The organism is Klebsiella sp. WOUb02 (assembly GCF_050058015.1).
Classification (GTDB): Bacteria; Pseudomonadota; Gammaproteobacteria; order Enterobacterales; family Enterobacteriaceae; genus Klebsiella.
In genome coordinates this window covers 1,709,724-1,734,519 of record NZ_CP170110.1, presented here as the reverse complement: position 1 = coordinate 1,734,519, position 24,796 = coordinate 1,709,724, and the positions used below count along the sequence as shown (strand labels likewise).

The 24,796-nt window shown below is 57.1% G+C and carries 12 protein-coding genes, 1 tRNA gene and 6 pseudogenes; 11 read left to right on the top strand and 8 right to left on the bottom strand.

Annotated features, from left to right (window positions below):
- Positions 1–327: 327 nt before the first annotated feature.
- A pseudogene (locus ABOC21_RS15250) lies at positions 328–2,477 on the top strand (TonB-dependent receptor family protein).
- A 403-nt stretch (positions 2,478–2,880) separates the two neighbouring features.
- On the opposite strand, the gene ABOC21_RS15245 reads toward ABOC21_RS15250, so the two are convergent.
- Positions 2,881–2,968: transfer RNA gene (locus ABOC21_RS15245), tRNA-Ser, on the bottom strand.
- A 261-nt stretch (positions 2,969–3,229) separates the two neighbouring features.
- Positions 3,230–4,091 (bottom strand): annotated as a pseudogene (locus ABOC21_RS15240) (pirin family protein).
- 113 nt (positions 4,092–4,204) lie between these two features.
- On the opposite strand from ABOC21_RS15240, the gene ABOC21_RS15235 reads away from it, so the two are divergent.
- The gene (locus tag ABOC21_RS15235; protein WP_426815150.1) at positions 4,205–5,110 is read left to right on the top strand and encodes a LysR family transcriptional regulator; all 906 of its coding nucleotides are present in this window, start codon (positions 4,205–4,207) and stop codon (positions 5,108–5,110) included.
- 34 nt (positions 5,111–5,144) lie between these two features.
- On the opposite strand, the gene ABOC21_RS15230 is transcribed toward ABOC21_RS15235, so the two are convergent.
- The 3 genes from ABOC21_RS15230 to ABOC21_RS15220 are packed head-to-tail and all read right to left on the bottom strand — an operon-like array spanning position 5,145 to position 6,980.
- The gene (locus ABOC21_RS15230; RefSeq protein WP_426815149.1) at positions 5,145–5,921 is read right to left on the bottom strand and encodes an SGNH/GDSL hydrolase family protein; all 777 of its coding nucleotides are present in this window, start codon (positions 5,919–5,921) and stop codon (positions 5,145–5,147) included.
- An 11-nt stretch (positions 5,922–5,932) separates the two neighbouring features.
- A complete protein-coding gene (locus ABOC21_RS15225) occupies positions 5,933–6,208 on the bottom strand; it encodes a hypothetical protein (RefSeq protein ID WP_426815148.1) in 276 nt (91 codons plus the stop codon).
- Positions 6,189–6,980, bottom strand: a complete 792-nt coding sequence (locus ABOC21_RS15220; protein ID WP_426815147.1) for a porin — start codon at positions 6,978–6,980, stop codon at positions 6,189–6,191. The genes ABOC21_RS15225 and ABOC21_RS15220 overlap by 20 nt, the downstream gene beginning before the upstream one ends.
- A gap of 412 nt (positions 6,981–7,392) precedes the next feature.
- Here ABOC21_RS15220 and ABOC21_RS15215 point away from each other — a divergent pair.
- Positions 7,393–8,759 (top strand): annotated as a pseudogene (locus ABOC21_RS15215) (class-II fumarase/aspartase family protein).
- A gap of 29 nt (positions 8,760–8,788) precedes the next feature.
- Here the strand turns inward: ABOC21_RS15215 and ABOC21_RS15210 are convergent.
- On the bottom strand, positions 8,789–9,673 hold the full coding sequence (locus tag ABOC21_RS15210; protein WP_426815146.1) for a MurR/RpiR family transcriptional regulator: 885 nt from the start codon (positions 9,671–9,673) through the stop codon (positions 8,789–8,791).
- Positions 9,674–9,921: 248 nt separating this feature from the next.
- Between ABOC21_RS15210 and dcuC the strand changes: the two genes are divergently transcribed.
- The 7 genes and pseudogenes from dcuC (at position 9,922) to ABOC21_RS15175 (ending at position 21,266) form a co-directional block, all read left to right on the top strand.
- Positions 9,922–11,295: a C4-dicarboxylate transporter DcuC gene (gene dcuC, locus ABOC21_RS15205; RefSeq protein WP_426815145.1), complete on the top strand. Its 1,374-nt coding sequence runs from the start codon at positions 9,922–9,924 to the stop codon at positions 11,293–11,295.
- Between the two features lie 38 nt (positions 11,296–11,333).
- Positions 11,334–13,028, top strand: coding sequence for an NAD-dependent malic enzyme (locus tag ABOC21_RS15200; protein ID WP_426815144.1), 1,695 nt, complete (start codon positions 11,334–11,336; stop codon positions 13,026–13,028).
- 865 nt (positions 13,029–13,893) lie between these two features.
- A complete protein-coding gene (gene iroB, locus ABOC21_RS15195; protein ID WP_426815143.1) occupies positions 13,894–15,009 on the top strand; it encodes a salmochelin biosynthesis C-glycosyltransferase IroB in 1,116 nt (371 codons plus the stop codon).
- 13 nt (positions 15,010–15,022) lie between these two features.
- Entirely contained in the window at positions 15,023–15,178 is a 156-nt protein-coding gene (locus ABOC21_RS15190) for a hypothetical protein (RefSeq protein ID WP_426815142.1), read from the top strand.
- Positions 15,178–18,847, top strand: a pseudogene (iroC, locus tag ABOC21_RS15185) (salmochelin/enterobactin export ABC transporter IroC). Before ABOC21_RS15190 ends, iroC begins: the two are co-directional and overlap by 1 nt.
- A 248-nt stretch (positions 18,848–19,095) precedes the next feature.
- Positions 19,096–20,220, top strand: a complete 1,125-nt coding sequence (locus ABOC21_RS15180; protein ID WP_426815141.1) for an alpha/beta hydrolase-fold protein — start codon at positions 19,096–19,098, stop codon at positions 20,218–20,220.
- An 80-nt stretch (positions 20,221–20,300) separates the two neighbouring features.
- Entirely contained in the window at positions 20,301–21,266 is a 966-nt protein-coding gene (locus ABOC21_RS15175) for an alpha/beta hydrolase (RefSeq protein WP_426815140.1), read from the top strand.
- Positions 21,267–21,337: 71 nt separating this feature from the next.
- Here the strand turns inward: ABOC21_RS15175 and ABOC21_RS15170 are convergent.
- Positions 21,338–22,879: pseudogene (locus ABOC21_RS15170) on the bottom strand (FepA family TonB-dependent siderophore receptor); the annotation flags it as partial.
- A gap of 61 nt (positions 22,880–22,940) precedes the next feature.
- Here ABOC21_RS15170 and ABOC21_RS15165 point away from each other — a divergent pair.
- Positions 22,941–23,785 (top strand): IS5 family transposase gene (locus ABOC21_RS15165; protein WP_426815139.1). Its coding sequence is split into 2 segments (ribosomal slippage): positions 22,941–23,286 and positions 23,286–23,785, totalling 846 coding nucleotides; the frame shifts between segments, so codons are not numbered across the junction.
- 12 nt (positions 23,786–23,797) lie between these two features.
- On the opposite strand, the pseudogene ABOC21_RS15160 reads toward ABOC21_RS15165, so the two are convergent.
- Positions 23,798–24,537: pseudogene (locus tag ABOC21_RS15160) on the bottom strand (TonB-dependent receptor plug domain-containing protein); the annotation flags it as partial.
- Positions 24,538–24,796: the final 259 nt, after the last annotated feature.

The window sequence follows — 24,796 nt, the reverse complement described above, 5'->3', positions numbered from 1 at the left end:
AAAGAGTAAAATGCGACGACTATTTGGCCCGTAGCCCGATTCCGGCAATATCCGTCACCGTGACGGGGGATGCCTGCAGATTTGCTGCAAAGAGTAAATACGGCCGGTTAACGCCAGCTGCCACCAACGTTTCTCTCTCATTTTCCCAATCCAAATAGCAGCGACACAACCCGGCCAGCTGGCTGGCGTGTAAAACAATCGTCGGTTCAAAAAATAGTTTACATTGTTATGTATTGCTAATTATTATCATTCCGCTTCTCATAATGCAAATCATTCATAACTTAACTCATTAATAATTAATATATTTATTTTACAGGGGATCTTCTCATGTCTGGTCACTTCCGGCACTCGCTGCTTGCTACCGCTATTGTTTTAGCGTTCCCGGCCTGGGCTGCTGATAAAAATGATAACTCTTCGTCAACCGATCGCACGGATACCCTGACGGTCGTGGGTAACTGGCTTGATTCGCCGGATTACAGCACCGTCGTGCTCGATCACCCCGGCGCCAGAACTATCGTGACGGAGCAACAGGTTAAGGAAAAAGGCGGCGAGACGATTTCAGAAGCGCTGCGCGGTATTCCCGGCGTTCAGGTTCAGGAGAATAACGGCACCGGCGGGAGCGATGTGTCACTGAACGTCGGCGTACGCGGCCTGACATCGCGCCTGTCGCCTCGCTCTACCATCATGATGGACGGCGTACCGCTCTCCGTCGCGCCTTACGGCCAGCCTCGAGCTGTCAATAGCTCCGCTGTCAATGGGGAATATTCAGTCCATTGACGTCATCCGCGGCGGCAGCGCCGTTCGTTACGGACCGCAGAACGTCGGCGGAGTGATCAACTTTGTCTCGAAGGATATCCCGGAAACGTTCGGCGGCGCGGTGAGCGCGCAAACGGAAGGGGCCTCACACGGCGGATTGAAAACGCTGACCAGCGCTTCCGTTGGCGGCACGGCGGAGAACGGTCTGGGGGCGGAGCTGCTGTACTCGGGTCTGCACGGCCAGGGATACCGGGAAAATAATGACAATACCGATATTGACGATTTTATGCTGAAAACGCGTTATCGTTTCACTCCGCAGGACGAACTGACCGGTAACTTCCATTATTATAACGCCTCCGCGGGTATGCCCGGCGGCCTGACGAAAGAGCAATACCAGCAAAATCCCTTCCAGTCCGTGCGCCCGTTCGATCAGTTTGCCGGGCGCCGCCAGGATATGTCTTTCAAATATCGCCATCAGGAAGAGGATAGCCAGTTTGAAGTGCTGACCTATTTCACCAAAAGTTTCCGCACCAGCGATATTCAGACCAACGGCACCGGGGCGCAGACCGGGCAGAGTCGCCTGGCGGCAGCGCCGCGTCACTATACGACCTGGGCTATCGAGCCAACCTATTCGCATCTGTTCCGCTTCTGGGATATGGCTCATGAGATAACCCTGGGCTATCGTTATCTCAATGAAACGTCGGATGAAAAAGGGTATCGCTCTGACTGGTACGATCCGACGACCACGACCTCCGCCCCGAATTCTAAAGAAAACTACTATCAGCATACCTCCGGCGGTACAGAAGCTAACGCGTTTTATATTGATGATGCCGTCAACGTTGGTAACTGGACCATTACCCCGGGGCTGCGTTATGAAAGCATCCGCACGCATGTGAATGACGCGTTTGCCGATATTGCGCGGGAAAAATCGTACAGCGAACCGCTGCCATCGATCAACGTGATGTACCACCTGTCCGACAGGCTGGAAGCTGTTTGCTAACGCCAATACCTCTTTCGGCAGTTTGCAGTATTTCCAGCTTACCCGCGGCGGCAACCACGGGCAGCCGGCTCCGGGCCTGCAGCCTGAGAAAGCGCACACCTATGAAGTGGGTACCCGCTATGACGACTCCTTACTCAAAGCGGAGCTGACGGCTTTCTACATTGATTTTGATAATCAGCTGCAGTACATCAACAACACCATCGGCTGGACCACGCTGGGCGCCACCAAACATCAGGGCGTCGAGCTGGCGCTGAACTACGATCTCAGCGAACTGGCGCATAGCCTGGATGGGCTCAGCCTCTATTCCACCTATACCTATACCCGCGCCGTATCCGTCAGCGGCGAGTTTTCGGGTAAAGATCTGCCCTTCTATTCTCGCCAGGTGCTGACGGTGGGCTCCCGCTACGCGACGGGCAACTGGGTGTGGAACGTCGATGGCTATTCGCAATCGCGCCAGCATTCTCCGGGGTCGTCTGATGCCGGGAACGGTTATATCACCCGGGAGAGCGATGATGGCCAGTACGGTAATATTGCCGGCTATATGGTGTGGAATATGCGCGGCGAATATGACATGGGGCCGTCGTGGTCAAATCTGAAACTGGGCGCCGGGGTTAAAAACCTTTTCGATCAGCGCTACTACACGCGTTCAACGGATAATAACTACGGCAAATATGTCGGCGAGCCGCGAACCTTCTTTGTTCAGGCGTCGCTGGCTTTCTAAAGGTGTGACGCTTCGCGGGGCAGGGATGCACCGCGCAGCGGTCAGGTCAAAGAGCGGGGGTTTGGCGGAGGAGCGATAAGGCCATACCTCCGGCTGGGTGCAATATGCGAAAAAAAGCTCGTACGCAGGTACGAGCTCTTTCTTAAATATGGCGGTGAGGGGGGGATTGACTCGCTTCGCTCGCCGTTACTCGGCCCGTCCTGGGCCTCGCCCCTTCGGGGCCAACGCCGGCGTTGTTCAAAAATGCTCCCGGCATTTTTGTGCAGGCAGCCCGCGCGCGTGCTCGCGGTCTGTCCAGCTGGCGATGCCAGCTGTCGAACCCCGGTCGGGGCTTCTCATCCCCCCGGTGGGGTGCAATATGCGAAAAAAAGCCCGTACTTGCGTACGAGCTCTTTCTTAAATATGGCGGTGAGGGGGGGATTCGAACCCCCGATACGTTGCCGTATACACACTTTCCAGGCGTGCTCCTTCAGCCACTCGGACACCTCACCATATTGTTTCGCTGCACACCTTGGGTGGGCAACGGGGCGGTACTATAGGGAGTTGCGCTAAAACGGTCAAGCAGTATTTATTCTTTCCTTACCGTTCGCTCAAGCAATGAACACCGCCCCGGCAAAAAACGCCAGGGCGGTGACTTTAACGCTGTGAATCAAGCCGTTTGCTAACGCTTATCGCTTCCCGAGCGTGCCGGCATCGCCGCAAGAGAATCGCTAATGCTGGCAGGAGCAAACATATTATTCCCCTCCGCCGCTTCAGATTTGGCCAAAGCGGCCGCTATTAAAATCGCGTACCGCCTGCGCGATTTGCGTTTTGCTGTTCATCACAAATGGGCCATAGCCGACGACAGGCTCACCCAGCGGTTCGCCGGCCAGCAGCAGGACTTTGGCATCAGCGGTAGCGCTGAGGTGCAGCGTTTCACCCTGCTGGCTCAGCACTACCAGCTGGCCTTCGCGCGCGTTTTCAGCGTCGTTAACGCGGACTTCACCTTCAAGCACAACCAGCGCAGTGCTCCAGCCGGCAGGCTGACGTAACGAGACCTCGTGGCCCTGCGTCAGCCTGCATATCCCAGACGTTCAGCGGCGAGAAGGTATGCGCCGGACCGGAAGCGTCGGCGTAATGGCCGGCGATGACCCGCACGTGGCCTGCGCTATTCGGCAACGCGACGCGGGGAATCAGGTCAGCGGTGATGCTCTGGTATCCCGGCGCGGCCATTTTATCTTTGGCCGGCAGGTTGACCCACAGCTGGATCATCTTCAGCTCGCCTCCGGTACGGGTAAATTCCGCCGAGTGGAACTCTTCGTGCAGGATCCCGGCGCCCGCCGTCATCCACTGCACATCGCCGGGGCCAATCACGCCGCCGCGGCCGGTTGAGTCGCGGTGCTCAACTTCGCCTGAATAAACAACGGTTACGGTTTCAAACCCGCGATGCGGATGCTCGCCGACGCCGCGTTTGCCGCTCCCCGCCGGGAAGCTATGCGGTCCTGCGTAATCCAGCAGCAGGAAGGGGCTCAGCTGCTCGCCGTGGGTTTGATAAGAAAACAGCGAGCGCACCGGGAAACCGTCACCGACCCAGTGCTGAGGTGGCGCGGTATAGACGCCTGTAATCTGTTTCATTGTTCTCTCCTGTGCAGATGCTGCGATGGCGATAAGCTTAGATGCGCGGTCTGTAGCCCGGTAGATAGCAAAAATGACCTATACTGTTCTGAAAATGGAACAATGGGGGAAGGATGCAGGATCTCAACGACTTAGCCTGGTTTGTGCAGGTGGTGGATCATGGCGGATTCGCCGCTGCGGGAAGGGCGCTCGATCAGCCTAAATCAAAGCTGAGCCGCCGCATTGCCCAGCTCGAAGAGCGGCTCGGCGTGCGCCTGATCCATCGCACCACGCGGCAGTTCGCGGTCACCGAAGTGGGGCAGACGTTTTACCAGCACTGTAAAGCGATGCTGATTGAGGCGGAAGCGGCGCAGCAGGCGGTTGAAACGCTGAGGGTCGAACCCTGTGGAAGCCTCAGGCTGACCTGTCCTGTCACCTTGTTGCATGCCCACGTTGGGCCGATGCTGGCGCGGTTTATGCTGCGCTACCCGAGCGTCAATATCCTGCTGGAGGCCACCAACCGGCGGGTCGATGTGGTCGGCGAAGGGGTTGACGTGGCTATTCGCGTGCGGCCGCGGCCCTTCGATGATAGCGATCTGGTGATGCGGGTGCTGGCCGATCGCGGGCACCGGCTGTTTGCCAGCCCGGCGCTGGTGGCGCGCATGGGACAGCCGCAGGCGCCGTCTGAGCTAAGCGGGTGGCCGGGACTGAGCCTCGACGCCGGCAAGCATCAGCATAAATGGCAGCTGACCGGTCCGCAGGGCGCGCGGGCGGAGGTCTACTTTACGCCGCGAATGGTGACCACCGACATGCTGGCGCTGCGTGAGGCGGCGATTGCCGGCGTCGGAGTTGTCCAGTTGCCGCTATTAATGGCGCGCGATAAGCTGGCGGCGGGTGAGCTGGTGGTGGTACTTGATGAGTGGCAGCCGCGGCGGGAAGTGATCCATGCGGTCTTTGCCTCCCGCCGCGGGCTATTGCCGTCGGTGCGCGCGCTGGTGGATTTTCTCAGCGCAGAGTATCAGCGGATGGAAGAGGATTGATGCAGGGCCGGATGCGCCGGCCCTGGCCAGAGGTCTATGATGACTTTTGCTCTCTGAAGGCGACGACCGTATCCCATGCGGTTTGCTGCAGAGCGCGGGCCGTCTGTTCGGTCATATCGCTGTCGACGGGGAGGGCGCCGCCTACCGGAGATTGATTATAGAGGGTAGCAAACAGTACGCAGGCCGTCAGGTAGGTGCCAGCCAGCGACGGGTGGTTGCCATCGCTGTGGTATAAATTTATCTCCGGATGCTGCTCAATGGCGCGCGCAAAAGCGAGGCCGACCGGGGCTACGTAGCCGTGCGTCTGGCGGGCGATATCAAGATAGGCCTGTTCCAGTTTATCCGTCTGCTCCGGTTTATTTTTGCTGGCCCAGGTCATGAACCAGACGACCTTTTCATTCGCTTTATGCGCAATGTCCGCCATGGTTATCGCCGACTGCGTGAAATACTCCCGGGTGGCGGCCTTTTTGCTGATGGCTTCGGTTGAGTTTCCCTGGAAGATGACCACGTCCCATTTTTGCAGCCCGTTCTGGAACTGCAGGTTGGGGATATGCCAGCCCAGGTGTCCGGTCGAGATGGTAATACCGCGATACGCATAGCCTTTGCCGCGTTCGGACAGCAGCGAGCGGGCGAGGTCGCGCAGGCGAGTATTTACATTGTTATTGTAATGGGTGTACGAGTTGCCATATATTGCGACGGTTTTATTTTCGCCATCCATTATCGCCCGTGGAGAGGGCGCAATAACGGTATCAGCCAATGCGAGGCTTGACAGGCACAGGTAGCCGGCCAGCAAATAACGTGCTTTTTTCATCTTGCTTATCCTTAAAAGTCGTAGCGCAGCCCGGCGATAAATGCATCGTCATGGGCTGGCTTATTTTTATTGGCTAATTCCTTCACATAGCTCAGAGACAGCCAGGTATCTTTCGCCAGGGTTAATTGCGTTTCGGCACGCCAGCCCCGGCGTTCGGCATATTTTTTGCCATCTTCATTCAGCGTGCTATATCCTCCTAAGAATCTGACCTTTTGAAATTTCCATGAGGCTAAAGAGTCGAAGCTGGTATAATCATTATCGTTATTATTATCGCGGGCGATAGCCACGCGGCCTACCGTGGTAGCGAGCGAAATATCGCCATAGTCCAGTCTGCAGCCCGCCGAGATATTGCGTATGCTTTTTCCGCCCATCCGTGGTTTTGACGCCGTCCTTACGCTTATATTCGCTGGCGGCGATGGCCGGCGTTATTTGCAGATCGGCCAACGACCAGGTTTTGCGATAGCTGGCCATCATTCCGTCATCGAGGGCGTCGGTATCGCTATTACCGTTGCCCATCACGTATGCCAGCTGGAGTTGATGTCCGGCAAACTCGCCGTTCCACTGAACGGTGCCGTCCTGGCGGTTAAACTGGTACGAGCTATCTATCGTCGTGATCCCGTAGCTATAGACATTGGGGGTAAAGTTTTTATAGCGGTCGGTCATTTTCATCACCTGATAGAGCGGGTTTTTGGTACGCCCGCCAATTAATTCACCGTAGCGCTTGTGGGAAAGACCGAGGTAGGCATAGCGGGCGTCCAGATCTTTATCTCCGGTCTTATTATCTTTTTTTTCAGTTCGCACCTGCCATTCAACCCGACCGACTATTTTGGTCTCATCAAATAGATCTAATTTATGCGTTAAATAGAGCCCCAGGCGGCCGCCGAGCTGGCTGCGCGAATCGTCTTCGGCAAATGAGGCGTCGCCGTGGGCGAGCTGCCATTCCAGCCGGCCGTATATATCCAGGGTGCTCTTGTTATCTTTATAAACGTTCATTGCCGACGCGGAATAGCTGACGGCGATCAGTGCGCCAATGACGATGGCTTTTGTTGTAATATTCATAGAATCCTCGGGCCAGAGAAAAGGGCGTAGTAACGGGTTATGTTCTATTGTTGGGAGTACGCGTTTTTTTTAAACCTGAACGGCGGCGGGAAATAGGGGAAACATTTTTTCTCATGACCAATTGTGAGCTTAAACACAAATTGTCATAAACTCGCCTCCTTTTGCTGCAAATAAACCCCGCGACGGCGCGGGGGATAATTATTTTAACCGCCGTGATGGCGTAAATCAGGGCGAATTTGTTAAGCCGCTCACATTCCAGCAGGGGGATCCGGGCGCGACTGCGGGAAATAAACTTTCCCATTTTTCCGCTTAATTATTTAACGCACAATCAGCCCGGATAGAGAAAACCATTCGGTTGTAGCAAAATGGCGCCACGCTGTTGGTAAGGGCGCAATCCATACAGGAGTTAATGATGCGAGGTAGTCAAAGTTCGGTATTTGATTCAGAACTCTATTCCTCTCTGTTTACCCAATCGGAGATGAAGGTTATCTGGTCGGATGAAAATCTGATTCGCTGTTGGCTAACGTTCGAATCGACCGTGGCGCGCGTTCAGGCGGAGCTGGGGGTTATTCCGCAGCAGGCGGCGGATGATATTGGCGAAACCTGCCGGACGCTTTCCCTTGACTGGAGCCGCCTTGCCCGGGAGACCCGCAGCGTGGGTATGCCAATCAAGCCGCTGATCGATCAGATTGCCGATGCCGGGACCCCGCGGGTGAAAAAATATCTGCACTGGGGCTGCACCACCCAGGACCTGCTGGATACCGGACTGGCGATGCGTCTTCATCAGACGCTGACGCTGCTGCGGCGCCTGACGATCGGGCTGGGAAATGCGCTAAAGGAGATGGCAGTAGAGCATAAGTACAGCGTCATGGTGGCGCGCACCAATTCGATAGACGCATCGGCTACCACGTGGGGGCTACACGTGAGCGGCTATCTGGGAGAGCTGACCCGGCATTTACGGCGTCTGGATAATCTGTTCGCGACGGCGACAACCGGTTTATTTGGCGGGGCGGTGGGTAACCTGGCGTCGGTCGGCGCGCAGGGGCTGGCTATGCGCAACCGTTTAATGAGCGAGCTGGGATTAAGCTGTCCATCAGGCGCCATGAACGCCAGCCAGGATAACGTCGTTGAAGTGGTGCAGTTTTTCGCCCTTGTGCACGGCACGCTATGCCGGATCGCCAATGACGTCGAGACGCTGGGGCGCACGCCGATTGCCGAGCTGCGGGAGGGGGAAGGCGGCGGCGGTTCCAGCGCGATGCCGCATAAAACCAACCCGCGCTCCAGCAATATGATACAGACGCTGGCCCGCATGGGCTGGATGTACTCCTCAGGCGCGCCAAACCTGCTCGATCAGCATGACGTCCGATCCGCCTCCGCCCGGGTGCTGAACTGGACGCTGGTGCCGGAAGCGGCGCTATGTCTTGCGACCAGCCTTGAGCGCGGCGAACGCCTGATTCGTCATCTGGTAGTGGATACCGCTAAGATGCGCGAGAACTTCAGCGCCTCGCATCACTTTATTATGTCTGAATCCGTCTCCATGAAGCTGGCAGAAAAGGTTGGCCGCAGCGAGGGGTACAACATGCTGAAAAACCTGCTGAACCAGGCGGACGGATCGCAGAATCTGTTCGAGACCCTCATGGGATGTCCGGCGATCGTCGATCGCCTGTCCGAGGAGGAGATCCGCGCGGCCTGCGAACCGACCACTGGCTTGGCAGCAACGATGCGTTAATCGATGAAGCGATCGAGGCTTTCGATCGTCAGCTATCTCCCCCGCTCTGATCGGCGATTTCTGCTCATCCGGTGGCCCTTCAGGTACCGGATGAGAAGGTTTCAAAAAAGCCGAAAAGTTCTTCCAGCTGTTCAAAATTGCCTTCCCCGGCGCCTTTTTCATAGGCCAGATGCAGCGTCAGCTCAATAAAGAAAAAACCAATGATCCGACTTTTAAATACCGAATGAGTATCGCTTGGTAACACGAATTGCAGATTGCTAAATTTCCCGTAGGGGTTGGATTCAGAATTGGTGATCAGCACCACCAGCGCTTTTTTACTGCGAAACCATTCGGCGATGCGTAGCGCCATATTATTAAATCGATAGTATGAGAAAACGATCAAAACGTCGTTATCGGTCAGGTTTAGCAGCGATTTTGGTAATTCTCCGGCATCCAGCGTTAATAGCGTGACGCGATCGCGAAAATACTTGATGAGCGTGACGAAGTGCGTTGCCATCGCATGGGATGATGAAGGACCGACGACATATAATTTACGCTCATCGTTGAGGATAATATCGATAAAATGATTCAGGCTGTTGATCTCGATACTCTCTTTGAAGCTGGCAAAAAGGCCCGCCACGTTATTATTGAACTCCGTGACCACCTGTTCGGTTGCCACGTGGTCTCTGGCCGACGAGCGCGCGGCCAGCTCATAGGGGGAAATCATCTTTTGTGCCGACAGCGACTCCTCAACGACGCGCCGGAACGCCGCATAACCGGTGAAACCGAGTTTATTTAAAAACCGCCCAATGGTCGCTTTACTGACCGCCGCGTTGTTTGCGATATCGACAATGCCGTGGTAGGGAATTTCATTAAAATGATCGCGGATATAGTTATCCAGGCGCTGTTCTGACTCGGTTAAAGCGGATAAATGCGCGGTGTTGGCTTTATATTCATCCAGCGTTAAGGGTGATTTAATCGGCATTTCATTGACCCCGAAGACTTATTTCTCTGTGAAATATCTCATAGTTAGAGAGATAAGTAAGTATTACGCTAATGCCATCAGCAGGGACGCTGCAGGTTATGGGATCGGGCGCACAATTTGCTGCGGGAAAACCATTTTCTCATTTTTTACGCCGTCCGCGAAATTTACTCTGTTGCCATCTAAAAACAACCCACGACCAGAAACGAAGCACTCCGTATCTTACCCGGCTTCATACAAGGATATCATCCATGATCGCATTTATAATCGCCATTGTGATTACCATTATTGCTGCATGGTTAATCATCAAAAACGTTCAGCCCCAGACGGTTCTGCTGCTGGCCGGTCTGACGCTGCTGACCGTCACGGCGCTGTTTTATCCGCAACAGAGCATTCTTTACGGGAAAGCGAAATCGACAGGTTCGATATGGCTCGATATTTTCGCTTTTGCCAAAGAGTCCCTGGCCACCCAGGTTGCGGGGATAGGGCTTATCATCATGGCGGCCGGGGGCTTTGCCAGCTACATGGATCATATCAAGGCGTCGAATGCGATGGTGAATGTTTGCATTCGCCCTTTACAGGTAATTAAAGCCCCGTACGTGATTCTTGCGCTGGGATATATTTGCGCTCAGCTATTGCACGTGGCGATCTCCAGCGCCGCGGGGCTGGCGATGCTGCTGCTGGTGACCTTTTTCCCGGTGCTGGTGCGTCTGGGCGTGAGTAAAGCGGCTGCGGCCTCGATGATCGGCCTGTGCGCGTTTATGGATTTGGGCCCGGCGGTTGGCACCGCGAACCTTGCGGCTAAGCATGCCGGCATGGAGGCGGCGGTCTATTTTGCCCACTACCAGATGCCGGTAGCGCTGGCCGTGATGCTGGCGGTAGCGGTGCTGATTTTCTTCACGGCGAAATATTACGATAAAAAAGAGGGGCATAACCCAGGCGAGGCGCTGGTGGCGCAGGAGAGCGTCAGCGAAGCCGGGCCGCGGGCGCCAACGTTTTACGCCATTCTTCCGGTCTTTCCCGTGATACTGGTGCTGGTATTCAGCCCGTTAGTCATCACCTCGGTTAAGGTCGATGTGGTTACCGCGATGATCGTCGGTACGCTGCTGGCCTTTGTCTGCGAGCTGGCGGTGACGCGGGATTTTCGCGCCAGCTGTAAAGGCGTGCAGAGCTTTTTTAAAGGGATGGGCAGCATGTTTACCAGCATCGTTTCGCTGCTGGTGTGCGCCGATATTTATGCCCAGGGAATGCAAAAAATTGGCGCTATCGACTATTTACTCGACGCCGTACGCAACGCCGGTTTTGGTTTTGCCAGCATGACGCTGGTCATGACCGCCCTGGTCGGCGTGACCGCGGTGCTCACCGGCTCCGGCGTCGCGGCCTTCTTCTCCTTCTCCGGTATGGCTCCTTCTATTGCAAAGACCTTTGGTGAAAGCGCGGTAAAAATGATCCTGCCAATGCAGATGATGGCCGGTATGGGACGCTCTATCTCTCCGGTGGCCGGGATTATCATCGCCGTCAGTAAGGCGGGGGAGTGTTCGCCCTTTGCTATCGTCCGCCGGACGTTAATTCCCGCAGTGGGCGGTATTATCGCCATGCTGGCGGCCAACTATCTCCTGTTTTGAATATCAATATTGCGTCACTTTAGCCACGGGATCTTGTTATGGAAAATGAACTAAGGGAACATCCGCTGTATATTCCGTACGCCGGTTCGCTGCTGCTTGAAGCGCCTTTATTAAATAAAGGCAGCGGTTTTACCCAGGCCGAGCGCGATAATTTTAATCTGCATGGTTTGATTCCGGCGGCGGTCGAATCTATCGAAGAGCAGATGCAGCGCGCCTGGCAACAGTTTCAGGATATTGAATCGGATATTGCCCGCCATATCTATTTACGCAATATCCAGGATATTAATGAGACGCTGTTTTATCATCTTATCGAGCGCTATTTACCGGAGATGATGCCGATTATTTATACCCCGGTAGTCGGGCAAGCCTGCGAGCATTTCTCGGCGATGTTCCGCCGCCCGCGCGGGGTGTTCATTGCATGGGAAGATCGCGATCGTATCGATGATATTCTGCACAACGCCTCCCGCCAGAATATTCGGGTTATCGTGGTTACCGACGGCGAGCGTATTTTAGGCCTCGGCGATCAGGGGATGGGCGGGATGGGGATCCCAATCGGCAAATTGTCCCTGTATACGGTCTGCGGAGGCATCAGTCCGGAACATACGTTACCCATTTTTCTCGACGTCGGAACCAATAACTCCCGCTTGCTAAACGATCCGCTGTACATGGGGCGCCGCCATCCGCGCATTACCGGTGAAGACTATTTTGAGTTTATCGACCGCTTTATTCGCGCGGTGAAGCGCCGCTGGCCGGAGGTGCTGCTGCAGTTTGAAGATTTTGCTCAACAGGCGGCGATGCCTCTGCTGGAGTGCTACCGCGATGAGCTGTGCTGTTTCAACGATGATATCCAGGGAACCGCCGCGGTGACGCTGGGAGCGCTGCTGGCGGCGAGCCGGGCAACCGGACGGGCGCTGTGCGAACAGACGGTGGTGTTCCTCGGCGCCGGCTCGGCGGGGTGCGGGATTGCCGAACAGATTGTGACGCAGATGGTTGCCGAAGGTTTAAGCGATGCCCAGGCCCGTGAGCGGATCTATATGGTCGATCGCGCTGGCCTGCTTACGGAGGATCTGGCGGGTCTCCTCGACTTCCAGGTACGCCTCGGCCAGCCGCGCAGCCGTCTGGGGGCGTGGGAGGGCAAGGACGGTAATTACGGCCTGCTGGAGGTGATTCGCCGCGCGCGGCCGACGGTGTTGATTGGTGTCAGCGGCCAGCCCGGTCTGTTCAACGAAGCCGTGATAGCCGAGATGTATCGTCATTGCCGGCAGCCGATTATTATGCCGCTCTCTAATCCGGACTCCCGGGTCGAGGCGCGGCCGGAAGATATTCTGGCCTGGACCGACGGGCAGGCGATCGTTGCGACCGGTAGTCCCTTTAAGCCCGTGCAGCGGCAGGGGAAAAGCTACCCCATTGCGCAATGCAATAACGTCTATATCTTTCCCGGCATCGGGCTTGGGGTTGCGATCGGTGAGGCCCGGAGGGTGACGCAAGGAATGCTGATGGCGGCAAGTCGAACGCTGGCGGAGCACTCTCCCCTGGCGCTTCACGGTACGGGGCCGCTGCTGCCTGACATCTCGGACATTCAGTCGATCACCAAACATATCGCGATTCGCGTAGCCCAGGCGGCGCAGCAGGACGGCGTTGCCCCCGTGCTGCCGGAAGAGACGCTGCGGACGCGCATTGCGGACAGCTTTTGGCGTCCGGTATATCGACAGTACCGGCGCACGCCGTTCTGAACCAGCTGATTATCCTGGAGGGGGAGGGCAGACGGCGAGCCTGGTCGACGCTCCCCATCCCTTGTTGCGGAAGCCTGTTCTATAGTGACGGGCGTATATCTCCCGAGAGCTCAGGCTAATGACCCTCGTTGCGTCAAAATGGCAGAGAGGAACGCGAAAAATTAGCCCTCAGAAAATCAACCTGCTGATTTTGTTATCACTACCATACTCCTCGGATGACATTCCGCGTCTGCTCCTCCTGACACCCTGAAGAAACTGCGCATTCCCTTATTTTTAATCGGGGGGATTATTCCTAATATTCAGCGCTCAAAACCATTAAGCCCTGATTATTATTGCTAATGATAATGATATTGGTAATCATTATCATCAGCATTCGTTGTTTGGGCTTTATCTGGCAAGGTTATAACAGAGGTCGCAAGGGAAGCGGGGCGATTGATCAACGACACCTCTTCTCTCGCCGGCGAGCGCATGCTGACGCCATCAGGATGATGGCAACAGGTTTTGTCAGCAGGAATAACCGACACAGCAAAAACTCGTTGACCGATCTCTGCGCCCGGCGAATGCGCAAGGCCAGATCGGCGCCAGGCAGCACGGCGCCGTTTCTGGTTGTTCGAGGACAATGACGCTCAGGCGTTACCGGTAGTCGGGACACGGAAAGCCCGATTCGCCGGCGGAGGTCACCGGGAACCGAAGGTCCGCACTGGCTGCGGCATCGGGAGGCCGGCGGCCTGCCTCTGGCGAAACCTACTCTGACGCAGGTTCTAACGCCGGCGGCGGCCTGATGAAAAATATATCGCCGTCCTGGACGCAGAGCGGCTGCGTCAATTTCCAGACTTCAGTTAGTCAAGCGGAGAGGGATTTTCTCATGCGTATTCTGTTTGTGGGCCCACCTTTATATGGGCTGCTGTACCCGGTGTTGTCTCTTGCTCAGGCTTTTCGCGTCGATGGTCACGAAGTGTTGATCGCCAGCGGCGGAAAATTTGCGCAGAAAGCGGCAGAAGCAGGGCTGGTGGTGTTTGACGCCGCGCCTGGTTTTGATTCCGAAGCCGACTATCGCCGCCGGGAAGCGTTACGAAAGGAAAGCAACATCGGTACCAAAATGGGGAACTTTTCTTTCTTCAGCGAGGAGATGGCCGACCAGCTGGTGGAGTTCGCCGGACACTGGCGACCCGACCTGATTGTCTACCCGCCGCTGGGGGTTGTCGGGCCGTTAATTGCCGCCAAATATGGCATTCCGGTGGTGATGCAAACCGTAGGCTTCGGTCATACCCCGTGGCATATCAAAGGCGTGACGCGATCGCTGGCGGACGCCTATCGGCGCCACGGCGTCGACCAGCCACCGCGGGATATGGCGTGGATCGACGTGACGCCGCCGAGTATGAGCATTCTGGAAAATGAAGGGGAGCCGATTATTTCCATGCAGTACGTCCCCTACAACGGGGGCGCCGTCTGGGAAAAATGGTGGGACAGGACGCCGGATCGCAAACGCCTGTTGGTGAGCCTGGGGACCGTCAAACCGATGGTCGATGGCCTGGATCTGATTGCATGGGTCATGGACTCCGCCGGCGATGTGGATGCCGATATTATTCTGCATCTGTCCGCGAATGCGCGATCGGATTTGCGAACGCTACCGCCAAATGTACGTCTTGTCGACTGGATCCCGATGGGGGTCTTCCTCAACGGCGCCGATGGCTTCATTCACCACGGCGGGGCGGGAAACACTCTGACGGCCCTGCACGCCGGAATACCGCAGATCGTGTTTGGCCAGGGGGCCGATCGTCCGGTCAACGCCCGCGCGGTTGTGGAACGCGGATGCGGGATCATCCCCGGCGATAGCGGGCTGACCAGCGCAATGATTAACGATTTCCTCGGCAACCGCGCGCTTCGTACCGCGTCAGAGGAGGTCGCCGCGGAAATGGCGGCGCAAGCCACTCCGTCCGAGGTGGCGAATAACCTGGTCGCCTGGCTGCAACGCGGCTGATCGCTGCCTGCTGATGATGACGCTGCGTCAGGGCGAACGCTTCTGTTTTTCTCCCGCTGCGGGGCCGCAGAATGCCGCGCTGGCGCAATTTTTTGCGCGGATCTTTCCGGCGGCGGTTGGTCGTCGTCGTATTGAGGGATCCCAATTTTTACCGATGAAGGAGGCTTGATGCCTGCATCTCACTCTCCCATGCCCGCCCGCTCATGGATAGTTCGCCTCGCCGGCGTGTGTTGGGAACGTAAGAAACTTAGCCTTATTGTGGTGGTGGCATCGGTGGCGACGATCGTTCTCGCCGCCCTGACGCCGCTGCTGACCCGCCAGGCGGTTAACGATGCGCTGGCGGGTAACCCGACCCGGCTGCCGTGGCTTGCCTGCGGCCTGCTGCTGATTGGGCTTTTTGATTTTATCGGCAACTACGTGCGGCGCGGATACGCCGGGGAACTTTCGCTTTGGGTTCAGCATACCCTGCGGGGAAGGGCCTTCGACAGTATCCAGAAACTGGATGGCGCCGGACAGGACGCCCTGCGCACCGGGCAGGTGATTTCACGCACCAACAGCGATCTGCAGCAGATGCATAACCTGCTGCAGATGTGTCCCGTTCCCCTTGCGGTTTTCACCTACTACGTCGCCGGCATCGCGGTGATGCTGTGGATGTCGCCGGCGATGACGCTGATTGTCGTCGGCGTGCTGGCCTGTCTTGCCGTTACCGCGCTACGCGCCCGCCGTCGCGTTTTTGCTCAGACCGGGCTGGCTTCCGACAGGCTGGCTCATCTGACGGAACATATGCGCGAGGTGCTGACCCAGATCTCGGTGGTGAAGTCATGCGTCGCGGAGCTGCGCGAGACGCGCTGGCTGGATCGTCAGTCGCGGCAGATGGTTCGCGTACGCATCGGCGCCGCTATCTCACAGGCGATGCCGGGAGCGACTATGCTGGCGCTGCCGGTGCTGGGGCAGATCGTGCTGCTCTGTTGCGGCGGCTGGTCGGTGATGAACGGCCGAATCGACCTCGGGACCTTCGTTGCTTTCGCCAGCTTCCTGGCGATGCTCACCGGGCCGACCCGCGTGCTGGCTTCGTTTCTGGTCATCGCCCAGCGCACCCAGGCGTCGGTAGAGCGCGTCTTCTCACTGATCGACACCCGGTCGCAGATGGTGGATGGGACGCAGTCGGTCAACGGGCAGGTCGTCGGCCTGGAGCTGGAGCAGGTGAGCTTTCGCTACGGCAGCGGCGCGGGCGTTCTGCAGGACGTTTCGTTTTCCCTACGCGCCGGTGAAACGGTGGCGGTAGTTGGGGCGTCAGGGTCGGGCAAATCAACGCTGTTGATGCTGCTCGCGCGCTTTTACGATGCCACCGCCGGCAACCTGTGGCTCAAAACGGCAGACGGCAGACAGAACATCCGCGATCTCAAACTGGAAGAGCTGCGCCGCGCCGTTGGCGTGGTGTTTGAGGACGCTTTTCTGTTTGCCGGGACGGTGGCGGAGAATATTGCCTACGGTCACCCGCAGGCGACGGATGAAGACATCCGACGGGCCGCCGATGCGGCCGGCGCCACCGGCTTTATCTCGGCGCTGCCGCAGGGCTTTAAAACCCGCCTCAGCGAGCGCGGCACCAATCTCTCCGGCGGACAAAGGCAGCGTATTGCGCTGGCCCGGGCGCTGATCGCCGCGCCGGAAGTCCTGGTTCTAGACGATACCACCTCGGCGGTGGATGCCGGCACCGAAGCGGAGATCAATGCTGCCCTGGGGCGCTATGCGGACGAGCGGCATATGCTGCTGGTGATTGCGCGCCGCCGCTCAACGCTGCAGCTGGCCAGCCGGATTGTGGTGCTGGATAAAGGAGAGGTGGTGGATATGGGAACGCAGGCGGAGCTTGAGGCTCGCTGCCCGGCGTTTCGCGCGCTGATGTCAGGGGCGGGCGATTCCCTGGAACAGCCTGTGGCCTCGCATGTCGAACTGTGGCCGACTCCGTCCGCTGCGGAGGACGAGGCGGCGGAGAGACCGGCGGCCGAGGAGAAAGGTTTTGCTGCCCGCATGACCCGCGTGCCGGATAAGGCGGTGCAGGCTGGCGTTGGCAGGCCAGGGAAAACGCGTGTCGTCGCTTCTGTCGCCTGTCGCATGGATGTTTGCCATTGCCGCGCTGCTGATCGCGCTGGATTCAGCGGCGGGCGTCGGCGTCCTTGTGCTGCTTCAGCGCGGCATTGACTCCGGCGTGGCCGCCGGCGATCTGTCCACGATCGGCATTTGCGCCCTGCTCGCGCTCTGTCTGGTGAGCGTTAGCTGGTGCTGCTACGCCCTGCAGACGGTGTTTGCGGCGCGGGCGGCGGAATCGGTGCAGCATACGGTACGCTTACGTAGCTTCGGGCATTTGCTGCGGCTTGGCCTGCCTTACCACGAGAAAAATGTCGACTCCCGGCTTACCCGTATGACGGTCGATGTCGATGCGCTGGCCCGGTTCCTGCAAAATGGTCTCGCCGGCGCGGCAACCAGCCTGGTGACGATCGTCGCCATTGCCGCGGCAATGTTCTGGCTCGATCCGATCCTGGCGCTGACGGCGCTAAGCGCGGTGCCGGTCGTCGTGCTGGCGACGTGGATTTATCGCCGCCTGAGCTCCCCCGCGTATGCCCAGGCTCGCCTTGAGATTGGGAAAGTCAACAGCACGTTGCAGGAGAAGGTGTCCGGTCTGCGGGTCGTGCAGTCTCACGGTCAGCAGGCGCAGGAGTCGGCAAAGCTGCACGCGCTGTCGGACCGCTTTCGCGCCACCCGCGCACGGGCGCAAAAATACCTTGCCGTCTACTTTCCCTTCCTCACGTTTTGTACCGAGGCGTCCTACGCCGCCGTGCTGCTGGTGGGAGCTACCCGCGTCGCCGACGGCGAGATGACCGCCGGCGTGATGGCGGCGTTCTTCCTGCTGCTGGGGCAGTTCTATGGTCCGGTCCAGCAGCTGTCGGGTATTGTGGACTCCTGGCAGCAGGCGACGGCCAGCGGTAAACATATTGATGAACTGCTGGCGACCGAAGGGGCGGAGGCGGTCGAGCCGTCAGCGGCGGCGTCGGTCAGAGGCGCGCTGAATCTGGAGGAGGTAACGTTTAGCTATCCGGGCAGCGATGAGCCCGCGCTGGATAAGCTCACCCTTTCCATTCCGCCAGGAACGGTGGTGGCGGTGGTAGGGCGCAGCGGCGCGGGCAAGTCAACGCTGATCAAGCTGATTGCCGGCCTCTATGTTCCCACCGGCGGGCGGATCCGCATAGGCGAACGCGGCGTCGATGAGATGTCCCTGGCGGATTACCGCATGCAGGTGGGGCTGGTCGATCAGGATGTCGCGCTGTTCAGCGGCGATATCGCGGAGAATATCCGCTATGCGCGGCCATCTGGCAGCGATGCCGAGGTGGAAAACGCGGCGCGGCGGGCAGGTTTGTTTGATATGGTAAGCTCGCTGCCGCAGGGTTTCCGTACTCCGGTGAATAACGGCGGCGCCGATCTTTCCGCCGGTCAGCGCCAGCTGATCGCGTTAGCTCGCGCCCAGCTTGCCAGTGCGCACGTTCTGCTGCTCGACGAGGCCACTTCGCGGCTGGATCGGACCGCCGAAGAGACCTTAATGATGTCGTTGACGGAGGGCGCGCGCGCCGAAGGAAGAACGGCGCTGGTGGTTGCGCATCGGCTCACCACCGCGTGCCGCTGCGACCGGATTGCCGTCCTGGACAAGGGGCGGATTGCGGAATATGGCACGCATGACCAACTGCTTGCGGCGGATGGCCTCTACGCCCGTTTATGGCATGATAGCGTTGGCAACGCCGGCGCGGGCAGCGCAGCGCGCCAGACCGCGGGGGAAATTGTGGGATAACCGTTGCGTGCGGAGCGATGATTCCGCCCCTTGCGCGTGAATAAACTACTGCGGCCGTTCTCTGAACGGCCGCAGTAGTTAACGATAGTTAAGAAAAAACACATCTTTTCAATGATATGGAATGCTGAAAATGAGACATACCCCGCCCGAAGCGCCAACCGATATCCGCACCGCGACCACTCTTCTCAGACAGACTGGCCGAGGGCTCCCTGGCGGATGTCTCTCGGTTCTGGCGCGAGGTTGCCGCGATGAATATCCCGCTGGTCACCAGGGCGACGGACGACCGCGATGAGCGCGAGGTGACGTTCATGTGGCGTGCGGAAAAACCGCTGCAGGGGGTTTACGTGCGCCTCAACCGCGTGACGGATAAAACCAACGTCGATAAGGGCCTCATGCGCCGCCTTCCGTCCAGCGATATCTGGACCTTAACTCTGCGCCTGCCGGCAACCTACTGCGGCTCGTACGCGATCGTTGAAATTCCGCAGGAGACTCCGGACGAGGTGCTTTCCCAGCTGGGAGGTCGCTTCTCGACGCTGAGTGGGCAGGCCGATCCGCTGAATAAGACGCCGGGGATTAACGTGCGGGGGAGCGCGCAGGAGTCGGTTCTGGCGCTCGACATGGCTCCGGCGCAAGATGAATGGGCGGGGGAGCCGCATATTTTTTCCGGCAGCCTGAGCGTTTCCCAACGGCTTATTGCCGGGAAACAGCGCCGCGTGCGCTTCTACCTCCCGGATGTGCCCCTATCGCAGCCTCTCGGGCTGCTGGTGCTGCCGGATGCCGAAACCTGGTTTGATCACGTCGGGGTTGCGCCGGCGATTGACGCCGCCATCAGCAATGGTCGTATCCCGCCCGTAGCCATCTTTGGCGTGGATAACATCGATGAGCGCGATCGTACCGCCATTCTCGGCGGACGCCGTGAACTGGTACTCGATATTGCCGGGCGCCTGCTGCCGGAGATTCTGGCGGAACAGGCGCACCGGCGCTGGGTGGGTCGTTCGCAGACCGTGCTGGCGGGGCAGAGCCTCGGTGGCGTGACCGCGCTGATAGCGGCCCGGGATGCGCCGGATACCTTCGGTCTGGTGCTGTGCCACTCTCCGTCGATGTGGTGGACGCCGGACGGCAATGGCCGTCCTTTCCTGTTTTCCGCCAGCGATACCTCGTGGGTAAGCGAGCACCTGCTCTCTATGCCACCGCAGACGGTACGCGTTCGGCTATGCGTAGGATCGTTAGAGGGTTCGACGGTTCCGCACGTGCAGCAGCTGCACCAGCGGCTGCTCGCCGCGGGAGTCGATAGCCGCTGCGCCATTTATACCGGCGGTCATGATTATGCGTGGTGGCGCGGAGCGCTTATCGACGGCCTGGCGCTGCTGTAACGGTTCGATAGCCATTTCAGTTAACTGTATGTTATGTAGTAAAAATTCAACTTTCACCTGTAATAAGGAATAACGAACAGATGTATGGCCGCAAGCATCGAAACCGGGGCCGTCACCGGGCGCTGTTTTCAGCGATCTCTTGTATGACTCTCCTCTATGCCGTGCAAGGGGATGCTAAACCCGATATGGCGCCGCTGGGGCCGAATATTGCCGATCGGGGCTCCGCGTTTTACCATTTTAGGGCCGACAATTTCGACTCCGCCGATGGAAAGAGACACTATAGGATCTGGATCGGTATTCCGGATAAAACCCCACCGGCGTCAGGTTACCCCATTCTTTATATGCTGGATGGCAATGCGGTGATGGATCGTCTGTCGGAGCCATTGCTTAAGCAGCTTGCGGAAAAATCGCCTCCCGTGATTGTCGCCGTTGGTTATCAGACTAATTTACCTTTTGATCTGAACGGCCGGGCTTACGATTATACGCCCGCGCCGGATATGAAGAGCGGCGACGTAGGGGATGTGAGCGGGCGCAACCGTCGCAAGGGCGGCGGGAGCGAGGGTTTCCGTCAGCTGCTGGAGGCGCGTATTTCGCCGAACGCAGAACGAGGGATTAAAATCGATCCTGAGCGGCGCGGCCTCTGGGGGCATTCCTACGGTGGTTTATTCGCCCTGGATTCATGGTTGTCGTCCGCTTTCTTTCGGGTTTACTACAGCGCCAGCCCGTCTTTGGGAAGAGATTATGTCTCGTTATTGACCCGCTTAACGACGATCGATAAGGCGCAATATTGTCATAAGAGTTTATTTTTTATGGAGGGCTCCGCATCTCCGGGGAAAAATACGCAAACTCAATCCCACGATATTCTGAATAAAATCCACAACAGCGTTTCCTCCCTGCAGCAAAATGGGCTCACGGCGGAATATTGGGATTATCCGGGGGTGACGCACGGACCGATGTTTAACGCCTCTTTTCAGAGCGCGTTAGTACATATGAGTACGGATAAGGGGCGCGGACCATCGCAATGTGATGAGTCCGACGGGCGTTGAAGGAGAGCGGCGTAAGGTCAGACCTGTCCGCCGCCCTTATTTATCACGCGATAGTGCGCGACAGGTTGTTATCAGAAATGCAGCCCCACCTGCATGTAGTAGGTACGACCTGATTCGTTATACGTGTTCGCCCCCGCGCCCCACAAATAGGCGCCCGTGGTGGCGTTGCCGGTACTCTGGGCGTTGCCTTCGCGGAAGTGGCGTTTGTCGAACAGGTTATCGATCCCTGCCGTCACGTCGAGGTTTTTCGTCACGGCATAGGTTGCGCTCATCCCTACCAGCGCATAAGGCGATACCTGACGGATTTCGCTACCTGAAGTGGGTTCACCCTTATAATTATATTTTTTCGGTTTCTGTCGGCCGTACCAGGTCAGCATCCCTTGCACCGAGAGATCGTTGGTGGCCTGCCACTCCAGCGTCGAGTTGATGGTGTATTTGGGGATAACCGACAGATAATCGCCGGTCTTTTTATTTTTGTTCTCGATGATATAGGTGAAGTTGTTGTTCATCTTCAGCGTGTCGGTGATCGGGAAGTTGAAGGTTCCTTCCAGCCCCTGTACGACCGCTTTGGGCACATTTTCCCATTGGTAGATATTCGCAGAAGTGGTTGTGCCCGCTAATGTGTCGCCGGCTTCGATTTTGTCATGGTAGTCGTTACGGTACCAGGTCAGCCCCGCCTGCACGTCATCATGGTTGTACTCAATCCCGACCTCTTTATTGACGCTGGTTTCCGCTTTCAGGTCGTTGTTGCCCTGCAGGTAGCAGGCCTGAGCGCCGGAGCAGCCCTGGCCTTTACTGTAGAGCAGGTAGTTGGGGTTGGTCTGATACAGGTTCGGCGCTTTCCACGCCCGGGCGATGCCCAGCTTGAGGGTGAAGTCGCTGCCCAATTCCTGGGAGAGGTTCAGCGCCGGGCTCCAGTTACTGCCGCTGATGCTCTGGTGGTTGAAGCGGATGCCTGGGGTCAGACGGGTCGTGTCGGTCAGCTCAATGTTATCTTCGGCAAAGATGCCATAAATATCCGCTGAGCTGTATTTGCTCCGTCCGGTGTCGGCAATCCCGGGAACCGAGCCGCCGCCGCTGGTGGATTCGGTATTCGACGCGGGATCTTTCATCGCCTGGTGATTAAACTCCGCGCCGAGGGTCAGGGTCTGGTTGACCCACAGGTCAAACGGAATATTCACATCCGAGTGCAGATTGGTGTCATACAGCGTAATGGTCGAAAACCCTTCATTGGAAGGGCTGAAAATCCCCGCGATACCGCCGGACAGGCCCTCATTGAGTCGGGTATTACGCGTTTTTTCAAACTGCACGTAGTTGTTGGTGGTCACACCACTATCCCAGGCACCGGTATATTTCAGGTTGAGGGTCTGGCGATAGAGAACGTTGGTTTCTTTGCCGTAATACTTTTTCACCAGCGCATTACTGTTGGTATTTTGCGTGTCACCGGCGTACAGGTTGCCCTGGCGGCTGTAGCCGGCCCCCAGCTCCAGTGCCTGCATTGGCATAAATTCCCAGCGCAGAACCGAATTGATGTCCTTATTGATAAAACCTTCACGGCCGGAGGGGTAGGAGCCGGCGTAGGAGCCGATACGCGGGGTGGTATGGCTTTCATTAGGCTGTGTCCCGTAATCACCTGAGCTATAGTAACTGTCTGTTTCCACAACATATTAAACTATGGCTCGCTACGACATTCCCGATGAAGCATGGACTATCATCCAACCCTTTCTGCCAGCAGCGTCTGCCTCTCCACAGGCCGGGCGTCCGTGGGCGGAGCATCGTATGATCATCAACGGCATGTTCTGGGTGCTGTGTTCAGGTGCACCATGGCGTGATTTACCTGAACGGTACGGCCCATGGAAGACCGTTTATAACCGCTTTAACCGATGGTCAAAAACGGGTGTGATTAACATTATTTTCAACAAGTTACTTTCAGCTCTGGATGCACATGGCCTCGTGGACTGGTCGGCCACTGCACTGGATGGCAGCAATATCCGGGCGCTGAAATGTGCTGCCGGTGCGCAAAAAAACAACCCGATATCACCGGAGATAATGGGCTGGGTCGCTCTCGCGGTGGTTTTGGCACCAAAATTCATCTGGCGACAGACGGAAGTGGTCTGCCGTTAAACATCGTACTGAGTCCCGGTCAGGCTCACGAAAGCCAGTTTGCACAACGTCTTCTGGACGGTATCGGTGTTCAGCGCCAGAACGGAAGTATCAAGCGCCGTGGTCATGCAGTACTGGCTGATAAAGCCTACTCCGGACATGCGTTACGTAACGAACTGAAAAGAAGAGGGATAAAAGTTGTCATCCCGCGTAAATCCAATGAAAAAATGGCCACAGATGGTCGTTCACCACTCGATCGTGAAGCCTACCGCAATCGCAATGTTGTTGAGAGGTGCTTTGGTCGCCTGAAAGAATACCGCCGCATTGCCACACGTTACGACAAAACGGCGAGGAATTATCTGGCGATGGTGAAACTGGGTTGCATCCGATTGTTTTACAAGAGGTTATGTAATTAAGGGACACAGCCTAATATCCTGGGCATCCGCCTGGGTTTTATTCCAGTTCCCGTAGAGACGCAGGGTCAGGTTATCAGCCAGCGCACCGCTTAAACTGCCGTTGTAGCGTTTGGTGCTGCCTTCAGATTTATGCTGCGGAACGTTGTAATAGGTGTTGAAGCTGCCGTGCCATTCATTCGTGGCGCGCTTAGTGATGATATTCACCACTCCGCCCATTGCGCCGCTGCCGTACATCGCCGCGGCCGGGCCGCGAATGACCTCAATGCGCTCGATCATTTCGGGGGGGACCCAGTTGGTGTCGCCGCGGGTATCGCGTTCATCGCTCCAGCCGTAGCGCACGGAATTGCGGCTGGAGACCGGCATGCCGTCAACCAGAATCAGGGTGTTTTCCGGTCCCATGCCGCGGATATCAATCTGGCGGTTATTCCCGCGCTGCCCGCTATTTGAGTTACCCGTGAGGTTAACCCCCGGCATGGTGCGGATTATCTCAGCGACGTCGCGCTGTATTGGGTGCTTTTTGATGGCCTCGCTGTCAATGATCGAGACCCCCGGCGCCTGCAGCGTTTGCTCTTTGGCGGTGACGACCATGGTTTCATCGCTGGTAACTTTTTTGCACTTTGGTCACTGCCGCTTGTTTGTTCTGTTTTCTGGTTTGTCGTTATATTGGCGTCTGCAGCCTGTACCGCCGGAATCGCCAGACAACCCGAGATGAGTGAACTCAGAAGTGAGTATTTATAGACGTTTTTTATCATAAAATTAGCCACTTGCCATTGTTAAAAAGAGAGATGCGCAAAGTAATTTATTGCTAATGGTTATCATTTGCAACAACGTAATGAGTATTATTCTTATTTGAATTGGGCGCAGAACAAAATAGGTTAGCTATTTCATATGATTAGAAACGTACAAAAAGGCGTCTGTTATAAGGATTATTTTTCAGTGCCCGATGTTTGCGGATGAGAAACGACATGCGTATACCGGGGAGCCGATGTCTACTTAAGCGTGAAAACTGTA

What these genes read in the sequence shown, in the direction of transcription:
- ABOC21_RS15220 (WP_426815147.1), bottom strand. Translation starts at nt 6,980, where the DNA reads ATGAATATTACAACAAAAGCCATCGTCATTGGCGCACTGATCGCCGTC.
- ABOC21_RS15190 (WP_426815142.1), top strand. Translation starts at nt 15,023, where the DNA reads ATGATGACGCTGCGTCAGGGCGAACGCTTCTGTTTTTCTCCCGCTGCG.
- ABOC21_RS15180 (WP_426815141.1), top strand. Translation starts at nt 19,096, where the DNA reads ATGAATATCCCGCTGGTCACCAGGGCGACGGACGACCGCGATGAGCGC.
- iroB (WP_426815143.1), top strand. Translation starts at nt 13,894, where the DNA reads ATGCGTATTCTGTTTGTGGGCCCACCTTTATATGGGCTGCTGTACCCG.
- ABOC21_RS15175 (WP_426815140.1), top strand. Translation starts at nt 20,301, where the DNA reads ATGTATGGCCGCAAGCATCGAAACCGGGGCCGTCACCGGGCGCTGTTT.
- dcuC (WP_426815145.1), top strand. Translation starts at nt 9,922, where the DNA reads ATGATCGCATTTATAATCGCCATTGTGATTACCATTATTGCTGCATGG.
- ABOC21_RS15210 (WP_426815146.1), bottom strand. Translation starts at nt 9,673, where the DNA reads ATGCCGATTAAATCACCCTTAACGCTGGATGAATATAAAGCCAACACC.
- ABOC21_RS15230 (WP_426815149.1), bottom strand. Translation starts at nt 5,921, where the DNA reads ATGAAAAAAGCACGTTATTTGCTGGCCGGCTACCTGTGCCTGTCAAGC.
- ABOC21_RS15200 (WP_426815144.1), top strand. Translation starts at nt 11,334, where the DNA reads ATGGAAAATGAACTAAGGGAACATCCGCTGTATATTCCGTACGCCGGT.
- ABOC21_RS15235 (WP_426815150.1), top strand. Translation starts at nt 4,205, where the DNA reads ATGCAGGATCTCAACGACTTAGCCTGGTTTGTGCAGGTGGTGGATCAT.